Annotated in this window: 9 protein-coding genes and 4 tRNA genes; 7 read left to right on the forward strand and 6 right to left on the reverse strand. The window is 59.6% G+C overall.

The genetic code is table 11. From position 1 onward, the window contains the following. Positions 1-2: 2 nt before the first annotated feature. Positions 3-287, reverse strand: a complete 285-nt coding sequence (locus AC1RR7_RS21260; RefSeq protein ID WP_493066338.1) for a BrnT family toxin — start codon at positions 285-287, stop codon at positions 3-5. A 254-nt stretch (positions 288-541) separates the two neighbouring features. Here AC1RR7_RS21260 and AC1RR7_RS21265 point away from each other — a divergent pair, with 254 nt between their 5' ends. Beyond that, positions 542-2,062, forward strand: coding sequence for a nucleobase:cation symporter-2 family protein (locus tag AC1RR7_RS21265; protein ID WP_102621972.1), 1,521 nt, complete (start codon positions 542-544; stop codon positions 2,060-2,062). 121 nt (positions 2,063-2,183) lie between these two features. Here AC1RR7_RS21265 and AC1RR7_RS21270 read toward each other — a convergent pair. Next, positions 2,184-2,259 (reverse strand) — tRNA-Asn (locus AC1RR7_RS21270). A gap of 228 nt (positions 2,260-2,487) precedes the next feature. On the opposite strand from AC1RR7_RS21270, the gene AC1RR7_RS21275 reads away from it, so the two are divergent. Next, positions 2,488-2,718, forward strand: a complete 231-nt coding sequence (locus AC1RR7_RS21275) for a hypothetical protein (protein WP_493158380.1) — start codon at positions 2,488-2,490, stop codon at positions 2,716-2,718. Here AC1RR7_RS21275 and AC1RR7_RS21280 read toward each other — a convergent pair. Both AC1RR7_RS21280 and AC1RR7_RS21285 read right to left on the reverse strand, forming a co-directional pair. Next, positions 2,715-2,915 carry a hypothetical protein gene (locus AC1RR7_RS21280; RefSeq protein ID WP_007956421.1) on the reverse strand — a complete coding sequence of 67 codons (201 nt, stop codon included), beginning with the start codon at positions 2,913-2,915 and terminating at the stop codon, positions 2,715-2,717. The two genes, AC1RR7_RS21275 and AC1RR7_RS21280, sit on opposite strands and share 4 nt — an antisense overlap. 111 nt (positions 2,916-3,026) lie before the next feature. Next, positions 3,027-4,223, reverse strand: a complete 1,197-nt coding sequence (locus AC1RR7_RS21285; protein WP_096821181.1) for an amino acid aminotransferase — start codon at positions 4,221-4,223, stop codon at positions 3,027-3,029. Positions 4,224-4,559: 336 nt separating this feature from the next. Here AC1RR7_RS21285 and uvrB point away from each other — a divergent pair, with 336 nt between their 5' ends. Next, on the forward strand, positions 4,560-6,575 hold the full coding sequence (gene uvrB / locus AC1RR7_RS21290) for an excinuclease ABC subunit UvrB (RefSeq protein WP_096821182.1): 2,016 nt from the start codon (positions 4,560-4,562) through the stop codon (positions 6,573-6,575). A 60-nt stretch (positions 6,576-6,635) separates the two neighbouring features. Here the strand turns inward: uvrB and AC1RR7_RS21295 are convergent, their stop codons facing one another. Next, positions 6,636-8,186, reverse strand: coding sequence for an MDR family MFS transporter (locus AC1RR7_RS21295; RefSeq protein WP_493158381.1), 1,551 nt, complete (start codon positions 8,184-8,186; stop codon positions 6,636-6,638). After that, positions 8,176-9,225, reverse strand: a complete 1,050-nt coding sequence (locus AC1RR7_RS21300; protein WP_493158382.1) for an HlyD family secretion protein — start codon at positions 9,223-9,225, stop codon at positions 8,176-8,178. The genes AC1RR7_RS21295 and AC1RR7_RS21300 overlap by 11 nt, the downstream gene beginning before the upstream one ends. Positions 9,226-9,455: 230 nt before the next feature. Here AC1RR7_RS21300 and gltX point away from each other — a divergent pair, with 230 nt between their 5' ends. The 4 genes from gltX to AC1RR7_RS21320 all read left to right on the forward strand — a co-directional run bounded on the left by gltX (position 9,456) and on the right by AC1RR7_RS21320 (position 11,499). Then, on the forward strand, positions 9,456-10,937 hold the full coding sequence (gene gltX, locus AC1RR7_RS21305; protein WP_102621977.1) for a glutamate--tRNA ligase: 1,482 nt from the start codon (positions 9,456-9,458) through the stop codon (positions 10,935-10,937). Between the two features lie 202 nt (positions 10,938-11,139). Further along, positions 11,140-11,215: transfer RNA gene (locus AC1RR7_RS21310), tRNA-Ala, on the forward strand. Positions 11,216-11,294: 79 nt separating this feature from the next. After that, positions 11,295-11,370: transfer RNA gene (locus AC1RR7_RS21315), tRNA-Glu, on the forward strand. Positions 11,371-11,423: 53 nt separating this feature from the next. After that, positions 11,424-11,499: transfer RNA gene (locus AC1RR7_RS21320), tRNA-Ala, on the forward strand. The last annotated feature ends 1 nt before the right edge of the window (position 11,500 follow it).

Consider the following 11,500-nt stretch of genomic DNA (forward strand, 5'->3'; position numbering starts at 1 on the left):
GATCAAGTCTCCGGAAAATAATGGCGTCGCTCGCTGGGCGTTGCGCTGCGCGCGGAAATGATTCGAACCAGATTCGGCTCCCGATAGCTGTACACGACAACCAGCAAACGTCCCTTGCCGTCGTTGCCGAGAGTGATCCAGCGTTGTTCGTCATGGTCGTTATCCTCAATCGTCAATGCTCGCTCATCGTGGAAGACCGGTTCGGCCTCGGCGAGGCTGATCCCTCTGTGCTTGAGTTTGTTGGCAGCATTCTTGCTTTTGTCGAACTGAATCTTGAATGACTTCATTATGCATACTTTATATGTATAAAAAAGAGAGCGGCCGCGCCGTCGGTCGCCATGAACACTTCAGCCTAGGTGGATAGAGCGCAGGGGCAGTTAACGATGTGTTGCCGGATTTGTGAGGGATGGAAGCGGCGGGATAGAAGGTTGGGTGGCTACCTATCCATAATGTGACCGATAAGTTGTATACAACTCTATGGACATTTGTCACGAGTATTGAATACAGTGTGCGCATAACAAAAACCAGGGAACCCCCCACCATGAAAACGCCCCATGTTTCACACCAACGGCCCGAGGACGAAAACCTCGGGGTCGGCGCGAATATGGCTTACGGCCTGCAACATGTTCTGACCATGTATGGCGGTATCGTCGCGGTGCCGCTGATCATCGGTCAGGCCGCCGGGTTATCGCCGGCGGACATTGGTCTGTTGATTGCTGCTTCATTGTTTGCGGGGGGGCTGGCCACGTTGCTGCAAACCCTGGGTCTACCGTTTTTCGGATGTCAGTTGCCGCTGGTGCAGGGCGTGTCGTTTTCCGGTGTCGCGACCATGGTGGCGATTGTCAGCAGTGGCGGGGAGGGCGGCTTTCAGTCGGTACTCGGGGCGGTGATTGCCGCGTCGTTGATCGGTTTGCTGATCACGCCGGTGTTCTCGCGAATCACCAAGTTCTTTCCACCGCTGGTTACCGGCATCGTGATCACCACCATCGGCCTGACGCTGATGCCGGTGGCCGCGCGCTGGGCCATGGGCGGCAACAGCCACGCTCCGGACTTCGGCAGCATGCAGAACATCGGTCTGGCGGCGGTCACGCTGGTGCTGGTGTTGTTGCTGAGCAAGGTCGGCAGTTCCACCATCTCGCGTCTGTCGATCCTGTTGGCGATGGTGATCGGCACGGTGCTGGCGGTGTTTCTCGGCATGGCGGATTTCTCTAACGTTACTCAAGGGCCGATGTTCGGCTTCCCGACACCGTTCCATTTCGGCATGCCGACCTTCCACTTCGCTGCGATTCTGTCGATGTGCATCGTGGTCATGGTGACCCTGGTGGAAACCTCGGCGGACATCCTGGCGGTCGGTGAAATCATCGGTACCAAGGTCGACTCCAAACGTCTGGGCAACGGCCTGCGGGCGGACATGCTGTCGAGCATGTTTGCACCGATCTTCGGTTCGTTCACCCAGAGCGCTTTCGCCCAGAACGTTGGCCTGGTGGCGGTGACCGGAATCAAGAGCCGCTATGTGGTGGCGACCGGCGGCATCTTCCTGGTGATCCTCGGCCTGCTGCCGTTCATGGGCCGGGTGATCGCAGCAGTGCCGACGTCGGTACTCGGTGGTGCCGGCATCGTGTTGTTCGGCACCGTGGCGGCGAGCGGCATCCGCACACTGTCCAAGGTGGATTACCGCAACAACGTCAACTTGATCATCGTCGCGACCTCGATCGGCTTCGGCATGATCCCGATTGCCGCGCCGAACTTCTACGATCACTTCCCGAGCTGGTTCGCGACCATTTTCCACTCGGGCATCAGTTCGTCGGCGATCATGGCGATCCTGCTGAACCTGGCGTTCAACCACTTCACGGCAGGTAACTCGGATCAGCAGTCGGTGTTTGCTGCGGCAGAAGAGCGAACCCTGCGTTATCGGGATCTGGCAGCGCTGCGCGAGGGCGATTACTTCAGCGACGGCAAACTGCATGACTGCGACGGCAATGAAGTGCCAGTGATCGAGGCGGATTCGGATCACGGACACGGCGCGCCGAAGGCGCATGCCAAGAGCGGTGAACACGTCTGACCGCTGTTTCTGAATGAGAAGGGCCGATCAGTTGCGAAACTGATCGGCCCTTTTTATTGCACTGCATTTTCCAGCGCCCACAAAAAAGCCCCTGAATCTTTCGATTCAGGGGCTCTGTATTTGGCTCCACAACCTGGACTCGAACCAGGGACCCAGTGATTAACAGTCACTTGCTCTACCAACTGAGCTATTGCGGAATTGGTGCGTATGTTACTGATTTAAAAAGACTAGTCAAGCGCCAGTTGTAAATTTGTTGGAAAGATCAGGACGGACGGCGGTTTATCGGCGATTGGCGGTTACCAGAACCGCAGCAGAGGTCTACCATGGCCGCCCGGAAGTGGTCACACGCGCTGCCGGCCATTCGCCGAAAAGGTACGCGCCATGAATAGATCCATCCTGATCCATCGTCCTGCCGAGGTGTTCGCATGACCACCGCGCAAATCAGCCTGCCCAAAGGCGTCGGCCCGCACGCCGAAAAGCTTTTCGATGCGATCACCCAGGCCGCCACGGCTGAAGAACTGAACCGCGCAGGCGGCAAGGCCGAAGGTTTTGTCCTCGGTCTGGAAAGCACCAAGGCCATCAAGAGCCAGGTCGCCGAATCGCTCTATGTCGTTTATGACGATGCGGCGACTCAGCGCGCAACGGAACTGGCTTAACCGCCGAACGTGAAGGTGCCGAGCATCAGTTTGGCGTACAGCATCGTTGCGCCCAGTTGCACCAGCCACAGCGCCAGCCCGCCGAGAAACACCCCGGCCGCGACTTGCAGCACCAGGTTGTTGCCGCGTTTGGCCGGGGCGCGGGGGATGAAGTCATCCAGATCGTCGCGGTCGGCGCGCAGGTCATCGTTTTTCATGTTGTCTCTCTGAAATATCGTCTGTGTGCAGTCTAGAGGGTGTAGCGGCTTTTCTTCAGACAAATAAAAACGGGAAGCCCGAAAGCTTCCCGTTTTCAGTGCTACGTCAGGTCAGATGACCTGAACGATGGCGTCCGTCACGACTTCGATGTTGCTCTGGTTCAGCGCAGCGACGCAGATGCGGCCGGTGTCCAGGGCGTAGATGCCGAACTCGTTGCGCAGGCGGTGAACCTGCTCGGTGGTCAGGCCGGAGTAGGAGAACATGCCGCGCTGGCGACCGACGAAGCTGAAGTCACGCTGCGGGGCTTTCTTCGCCAGCAGAGCGACCATCTGCTCACGCATGCCGCGAATGCGCAGGCGCATTTCAGCCAGTTCCGCTTCCCACTGGGCGCGCAGTTCCGGGCTGTTCAACACCGCAGCAACGATGCTTGCGCCGTGGGTCGGCGGGTTGGAGTAGTTGGTGCGGATCACGCGTTTGACTTGCGACAGCACGCGCGCGCTTTCTTCTTTCGATTCGCTGATGATCGATAGGGCACCGACGCGCTCGCCGTACAGCGAGAACGACTTGGAGAACGAGCTCGACACGAAGAAGGTCAGGCCGGAGTCGGCGAACAGGCGCACGGCAGCGGCGTCTTCGGCGATGCCGTCGCCAAAGCCCTGGTAGGCCATGTCGAGGAACGGCACGTGACCTTTGGCCTTGACCGCTTCCAGCACGTTGTTCCAGTCAGCCGGGCTCAGGTCGACACCGGTCGGGTTGTGGCAGCAGGCGTGCAGCACGATGATCGAGCCGTTCGGCAGAGCGTTGAGGTCTTCGAGCAGGCCGGCACGGTTCACGTCGTGGGTGGCGGCGTCGTAGTAGCGATAGTTCTGCACCGGGAAACCGGCGGTTTCGAACAGCGCGCGGTGGTTTTCCCAGCTCGGATCGCTGATCGCCACAACGGCATTCGGCAGCAGTTGCTTGAGGAAGTCGGCACCGATTTTCAGTGCGCCGGTCCCGCCGACCGCCTGAGTGGTGACAACGCGGCCAGCCGCCAGCAGTGGCGAATCATTGCCGAACAGCAGCTTTTGCACGGCCTGGTCGTAGGCAGCGATGCCGTCGATTGGCAGATAGCCACGGGAGGCATGCTGAGCGGCGCGAATGGTTTCGGCTTCGATGACGGCGCGCAGGAGTGGAATTCGCCCCTCTTCGTTGCAGTACACACCCACCCCGAGGTTGACCTTATTGGTCCGGGTATCGGCGTTGAATGCTTCGTTGAGGCCCAGGATTGGATCGCGGGGTGCCATTTCGACAGCGGAGAACAGGCTCATTTTTACGGCAGCTCTAATGGAGAGTGGAGGGACGTGTGGCGCTCCAGCCGAATGCACTAGAGCGGTGCACAAACGGGGAGCTAGTATAGAGGCCATCATCGATCAATGGCGACAGGCGATTCGGCTTTTAAGGTAAGTTTTTCCGATTATTTCTCGACCGTTAGTCGAATGGACTTGTCGGAGACTTTACCGGATGTAGGACGTTTACCTTGAAAGGCGAGGCAATCGGCTCCACATTCAGCACAATCTTCGTTTTTCCTTGCGCGACATCGGTCGTTTGCGGTCTTTCTCGTGGGGCTCCGGTTTGTCCGCAGCGTCGCGAATCCAGAGGTGTTTATGTCTGAATTCCAGCTCGTCACCCGATTCGACCCAGCCGGCGATCAGCCTGAAGCCATTCGCCAGATGGTCGAGGGCATCGAAGCCGGGCTGGCGCACCAGACCCTGCTCGGTGTGACCGGCTCGGGCAAGACCTTCAGCATCGCCAACGTGATTGCCCAGGTACAGCGTCCGACCCTGGTGCTGGCGCCGAACAAGACCCTGGCGGCGCAGTTGTATGGCGAGTTCAAGTCATTCTTCCCGAACAACGCCGTCGAATACTTCGTTTCCTACTACGACTACTACCAGCCTGAAGCCTATGTGCCATCGTCCGACACCTTCATCGAGAAGGATGCGTCGATCAACGACCACATCGAGCAGATGCGTCTGTCGGCAACCAAGGCATTGCTGGAGCGCAAGGACGCGATCATCGTCACCACGGTGTCGTGTATCTACGGTCTGGGCAGCCCGGAAACCTATTTGAAAATGGTCTTGCACGTCGATCGCGGCGACAAGCTCGATCAGCGTGCGCTGGTGCGGCGTCTGGCCGACCTGCAATACACCCGCAATGACATGGATTTCGCCCGGGCCACGTTCCGTGTGCGCGGTGATGTAATCGACATCTACCCGGCGGAATCCGACCTCGAAGCGATCCGTATCGAGTTGTTCGATGACGAGGTGGAAAGCATTTCCGCGTTCGACCCGCTGACCGGCGAGGTCATCCGCAAGCTGCCGCGTTTCACGTTCTATCCGAAGAGCCACTACGTGACGCCCCGGGAAACCCTGCTCGACGCCATCGAGGGGATCAAGGTCGAGTTGCAGGAGCGCCTGGAATACCTGCGCAACAACAACAAACTGGTTGAAGCCCAACGTCTGGAGCAGCGTACCCGGTTCGACCTGGAGATGATCCTCGAACTCGGTTACTGCAACGGCATCGAAAACTACTCGCGTTACCTGTCCGGGCGCCCGGCCGGTGCGGCGCCGCCGACGCTCTACGATTACCTGCCAGCCGACGCCTTGCTGGTGATCGACGAATCCCACGTCAGCGTGCCGCAAGTCGGTGCGATGTATAAGGGTGACCGTTCGCGCAAGGAAACCCTGGTGGAATACGGCTTCCGCCTGCCATCGGCGCTGGACAACCGGCCGATGCGGTTCGACGAGTGGGAAGGGGTGAGCCCGCAGACGATTTTTGTCTCGGCCACGCCCGGCAACTACGAAGCCGAGCACGCCGGGCGGGTGATCGAGCAAGTGGTGCGCCCGACCGGTCTGGTCGACCCGCAGGTCGAAGTACGTCCGGCGCTGACCCAGGTCGACGATCTGCTTTCGGAAATCACCAAACGTGTGGCGGTGGAGGAGCGAGTGCTGGTCACCACGCTGACCAAACGCATGGCCGAAGACTTGACCGATTACCTGGCCGATCACGGCGTGCGCGTGCGTTATCTGCACTCGGACATCGACACGGTCGAACGGGTTGAAATCATCCGTGATCTGCGCCTGGGCACCTTCGATGTGCTGGTGGGGATCAACCTGCTGCGTGAAGGCCTGGACATGCCGGAAGTCTCGCTGGTGGCGATCCTCGATGCGGACAAGGAAGGCTTCCTGCGTTCCGAGCGTTCACTGATCCAGACCATCGGTCGCGCGGCACGTAACCTCAATGGCCGGGCGATTCTCTACGCGGATCGCATGACCGGTTCGATGGAGCGTGCAATCGGCGAAACCGAGCGCCGTCGCGACAAGCAGATCGCCTTCAACCTGGCCAACGGCATCACACCGAAGGGCGTGTTCAAGGACGTCGCCGACATCATGGAAGGCGCCACCGTGCCCGGTTCGCGCAGCAAGAAGCGCAAAGGCATGGCCAAGGCCGCCGAAGAGAACGCCAAGTACGAAGCCGAACTGCGCTCGCCGAGCGAGATCACCAAGCGCATCCGCCAACTGGAAGAGAAGATGTACCAGCTGGCCCGCGACCTGGAATTCGAAGCGGCGGCGCAGATGCGCGACGAGATTGCCAAAATGCGCGAGCGATTGTTGGCGGTCTGACTGATCGTTCCCACGCTCTGCGTGGGAATGCAGCCCTGGACGCTCTGCGTCCACTCAAGGTTAGTGCGCTTCGCCGGCCTTCAGGCCGGCGGGCAGTTTCTTGGTCAGCAAGATCGCCAGCATGCTGATCCCCAGCGCAATCCCGACAAAACGAAACGCATCGTTGTAGGCCATGATCAGCGCCTGCTGATGAACGATCTCGCTCAATTTCCCCAGCGCCGCCGTGTCATTGCCGAAGCGATCGGCCATCGACGCCAGCCGTTCGGCCACCTGCGGATTGGTGGGTACCACGGCTTCACGCAGGTAATCGAAGTAGGTCTTGGTGCGCGCATCCAGCAACGTCGCGAGCAGGGCAATGCCGATGGCGCCGCCGAGGTTGCGCAGGATGTTGAACAGACTCGATGCCGAGCCCGCGTCCTGCGGCAGGATGTACGCCGTGGCGATCAGCGAAATGGTCACCATGATCAGCGGCTGGCCGAGGGCGCGGATGATCTGGATCTGATTGAACTGCGGTCCGGCAAAGTCCGGGTTGAGCACGCCGGATGAAAAACTCGCCAGCCCGAACAGGCCGAAGCCGATCGTGCACAGCCATTTCGGCGATACGAACTTCATCAGTTTCGGCACCAGTGGAATCAGAAATAGCTGGGGCACGCCCATCCACATGATCACTTCGCCGATCTGCAAGGCGTTGTAATTCTGGATCTGCGCCAGGTACAGCGGCAGCAGATAGATCGAGCCGTACAGCCCGACCCCCATGCCAAGGCTGGAAATGCTCGACAGCCCGAAGTTGCGATTGCGCAGGATGCCGAGGTTGATCAGCGGATTGGGTTTGGAAACCTGCACGATGACAAAGGTGATCAGGCTCAGCAGGGCGATGCTGCCCAGTGTCACGATCAGGCTCGATTCCAGCCAGTCCTTGCGATGGCCTTCCTCAAGAAACACCTGCAGGCAACCGAGGCCAACGCCCAGCGTGAGAATGCCGGTGTAATCGGTGCTTTTCAGCAGTTCCCAGTGCGCTTCTTTTTTCTCCAGACCGTACATCAGCCCGGCGATCATGATCAGCCCCGGCGGAATGTTGATGTAGAAGATGTATTCCCAGCCCCAGTTCTCCGTGAGCCAGCCGCCGAGGGTCGGTCCGATGGACGGGGCGAAAGTGGCGGTCATGGCGAACATCGCCATGCCTTTGGCGCGGTGGTGTTCGGGGAGTTTGATCAGGGTCAGGGTGAAGGCCAGCGGGATCAGCGCGCCGCCGGTGAAGCCCTGCATGGCGCGGAACACGATCATGCTGTCGAGGCTCCAGGCCATCGAACACAGCAACGACGAAATCAGAAACCCCAGCGACACCCACACCGCCAGCCGCCGTGCCGAGAGCAACTGCACCAGCCATGCGGTCAGCGGGATCATGATGATTTCCGCCACCAGATAGGAGGTGGAAATCCACGAGCCTTCTTCCAGGGTCGCCGACAGGGCGCCCTGAATATCCTTGAGCGATGAGTTGGTGATCTGAATGTCGAGCACCGCCATGAACGCGCCGAGCATGACGCTCATCACCGCGATCCAGTCCCGCCGGGTCGGTTCGCCGACCGGGCGGATCAGTTGATCACCGGCCATTGTCTGGGGCGTCTTTGATATTCACGGTGGCGGTGACCGACATGCCCGGACGGATCTTGCCGTGCAGCGGGTTATCGGCCTTGAAGGTCAGCTTGACCGGAATCCGCTGCACGACCTTGGTGAAGTTGCCGGTGGCGTTGTCCGGCGGCAACAGGCTGAACTGTGCGCCGGAGGCGGCGAACAGGCTGTCGACCCGCGCTTCGATCGGCGTATCGCCATAAGCGTCGAAGACCAGTTCGGCCTTCTGGCCCGGCAGCATGTGGCCGATCTGGGTTTCCTTGAAGTTGGCCTGCACCCAGATGTCTTCGTCCGGAACGATCGACAACAAGTAAGCGCCAGCCTGCACGATTTGGCCATTGCGTGCGGCGCGCTGGCCGATCAGGCCGCTGATCGGCGCGTGGATTTCGCTGCGGGTCAGGTTCAGCTCGGCCTGGGCGAGGTCGGCGCGGGCGTTGGAGATCTGTGCGTCGAGGCGTTTGATTTCGGCGCTCAGCGCGTTGACTTGCTGGCGCTGACTCTGCGCATCGGCCTGGGCCTTGGCCACTTGCGAGCGGGCGATGTGGGCGTCGGCGGAGAGGGTGGTGACCCGCTCCTCGGAGACGTAGCCGGGTTTGCGCAGGGTTTCTGCCCGCGACAAATCGACCTGCGAGCGGCCGAGGGTGGCTTGCGTGGTTGCTACTTGTGCGTCGCTGGCAGCGATCAGGCTGGCCTGCTGGGTCAGTTTGCTCTGGGCTTGCAGGCGCTCGGCTTCGCGGGTGGCGAGGGCGGCGTTGGCGCGATCGACCGCGAGGCGGAAATCTTCGCCCTCGAGGCGGACCAGCAACTGGCCTTTTTCCACATGCTGGTTGTCCTGCACCAGGACTTCGTCGATGCGTGCGCTCAATTGGCTCGACACGCGGGTGATTTCACCCTGGACATAGGCGTTGTCGGTGCTTTCATAAAAGCGTCCCTTGAAAAACCAATGAGCAAAAAAGCCCCCGGCAATCAGCAGGACGAGCAGCAGGAAAATGAACAGGCGACGCTTGAGTTGGGCAGGCATGGGCAAACTGTAGTCGAGGAATTGTAAGGAAAGTTATCAGCAGGCGAATCTGGCATACAGCCGATGAACGGTAAATGCCGTCTGCTGATATTCAGCCATTCACCACGGCCAACGGGCGTTACAGACGCAAAGTTGGCTTAAATGCCCTGTCCGCTGGAGCGGGGCGGGTGTCGCCTGTTACCATTCGCCGCTTGATCGTTCTTTGCTTTTCATTCTTTTCGAGACATGCCATGACCACCGTCCGCACTCGCATCGCGCCATCGCCTACCGGGGATCCCCACGTAGGTACCGCTTACATCGCATTGTTCAACTACTGCTTTGCCAAGCAGCACGGCGGTGAGTTCATCCTGCGCATCGAAGACACCGATCAGTTGCGCTCGACCCGCGAGTCCGAACAGCAGATCTTCGACGCTCTGCGCTGGCTCGGTATCGACTGGAGCGAAGGCCCGGACGTCGGCGGCCCGCACGGTCCTTATCGTCAGAGCGAACGCGGCGACATCTATCAGAAGTACTGCCAGCAACTGGTCGATATGGGCCATGCCTTCCCGTGCTTCTGCACCGCCGAAGAGCTGGACCAGATGCGCGCCGAACAAATGGCGCGCGGCGAAACCCCGCGTTACGACGGCCGTGCGCTGTTGCTGTCCAAGGAAGAAGTCGCCCGTCGCCTGGCTGCGGGTGAGCCGCACGTGATCCGTATGAAAGTGCCGAGCGAAGGCGTGTGCGTTGTTCCGGACATGCTGCGTGGCGACGTCGAGATCCCGTGGGATCGCATGGACATGCAGGTACTGATGAAGACCGACGGTCTGCCGACGTACTTCCTGGCCAACGTGGTCGACGATCACCTGATGGGCATCACCCACGTGCTGCGCGGTGAAGAATGGCTGCCGTCGGCGCCGAAACTGATCCTGCTTTACGAATACTTCGGCTGGGAACAACCGGAGCTGTGCTACATGCCGCTGCTGCGTAACCCGGACAAAAGCAAGCTGTCCAAGCGCAAGAACCCGACCTCGGTGACGTTCTACGAGCGCATGGGTTTCATGCCGGAAGCCATGCTCAACTACCTGGGCCGCATGGGCTGGTCGATGCCGGACGAGCGCGAGAAGTTCTCGCTGCAGGAAATGGTCGACAACTTCGACCTCAAGCGCGTCTCGCTGGGCGGGCCGATTTTCGACATCGAGAAGCTGTCGTGGCTCAACGGCCAGTGGCTGCGTGATCTGCCGGTGGAAGAGTTCGCCGCTCGCGTACAAAAGTGGGCGTTCAACTCCGAATACATGATGAAGATCGCACCGCTGGTTCAGGGCCGCGTCGAGACGTTCAGCCAGGTTGCACCGCTGGGCGGTTTCTTCTTTGCCGGTGGCGTGAACCCGGATGCCAAGCTGTTCGAATCGAAAAAGCTCTCGGGTGATCAGGTTCGTCAACTGATGCAGTTGATCCTGTGGAAGCTCGAAAGCCTGCGTCAGTGGGAGAAGGACAGCATCACGGCGACGATTCAGGCAGTAGTCGAATCCCTCGAACTGAAACTGCGTGATGCGATGCCGTTGATGTTTGCCGCGATCACCGGTCAGGCGAGCTCGGTATCGGTGCTCGATGCTATGGAAATTCTCGGGCCGGACCTGACCCGTTTCCGTCTGCGCCAGGCGATTGACCTGCTGGGCGGCGTGTCGAAGAAAGAAAACAAAGAGTGGGAAAAGCTGTTGGGCGCTATCGCCTGATTGCGTTTGACTCTGCAGGACGCGCCGGAGGTCAGGATCTTTTGATCCCGTCCTTCGGCGTTTTCCCCCGAATTTACGGGGGGAGGGTGGTAAGTGATTGTTATGCCGACAAAAAATTTTGAAATTTTTCAAAAATAAGTTTGACAGCCTTTCGATACGCCCTTAAGATTCGCCCCGTCCTCAGCGATGACATCAACGATGAGGGGCTATAGCTCAGCTGGGAGAGCGCTTGCATGGCATGCAAGAGGTCGACGGTTCGATCCCGTCTAGCTCCACCAATTTACACTTCGAAGCCTGGCCACACCGGCTTCGAAGCGATCAACACTCAGCGTTGATCAGTTGTATAGAAGGGTTTGCGTCCCCTTCGTCTAGTGGCCTAGGACACCGCCCTTTCACGGCGGTAACAGGGGTTCGAGTCCCCTAGGGGACGCCAGTTTTACAGAAGCGATGTTGCAAGATGTCGCTCCGCCGCGAGGCGAAAAATCCGGGGCTATAGCTCAGCTGGGAGAGCGCTTGCATGGCATGCAAGAGGTCGACGGTTCGATCCCGTCTAGCTCCACCAA

The sequence above is a fragment of the Pseudomonas sp. GW821-FHT11G12 genome (assembly GCF_058808055.1).

What these genes read in the sequence shown, in the direction of transcription:
- uvrB (WP_096821182.1), top strand. Translation starts at nt 4,560, where the DNA reads ATGTCTGAATTCCAGCTCGTCACCCGATTCGACCCAGCCGGCGATCAG.
- AC1RR7_RS21265 (WP_102621972.1), top strand. Translation starts at nt 542, where the DNA reads ATGAAAACGCCCCATGTTTCACACCAACGGCCCGAGGACGAAAACCTC.
- gltX (WP_102621977.1), top strand. Translation starts at nt 9,456, where the DNA reads ATGACCACCGTCCGCACTCGCATCGCGCCATCGCCTACCGGGGATCCC.
- AC1RR7_RS21280 (WP_007956421.1), bottom strand. Translation starts at nt 2,915, where the DNA reads ATGAAAAACGATGACCTGCGCGCCGACCGCGACGATCTGGATGACTTC.
- AC1RR7_RS21260 (WP_493066338.1), bottom strand. Translation starts at nt 287, where the DNA reads ATGAAGTCATTCAAGATTCAGTTCGACAAAAGCAAGAATGCTGCCAAC.
- AC1RR7_RS21295 (WP_493158381.1), bottom strand. Translation starts at nt 8,186, where the DNA reads ATGGCCGGTGATCAACTGATCCGCCCGGTCGGCGAACCGACCCGGCGG.
- AC1RR7_RS21275 (WP_493158380.1), top strand. Translation starts at nt 2,488, where the DNA reads ATGACCACCGCGCAAATCAGCCTGCCCAAAGGCGTCGGCCCGCACGCC.
- AC1RR7_RS21300 (WP_493158382.1), bottom strand. Translation starts at nt 9,225, where the DNA reads ATGCCTGCCCAACTCAAGCGTCGCCTGTTCATTTTCCTGCTGCTCGTC.
- AC1RR7_RS21285 (WP_096821181.1), bottom strand. Translation starts at nt 4,223, where the DNA reads ATGAGCCTGTTCTCCGCTGTCGAAATGGCACCCCGCGATCCAATCCTG.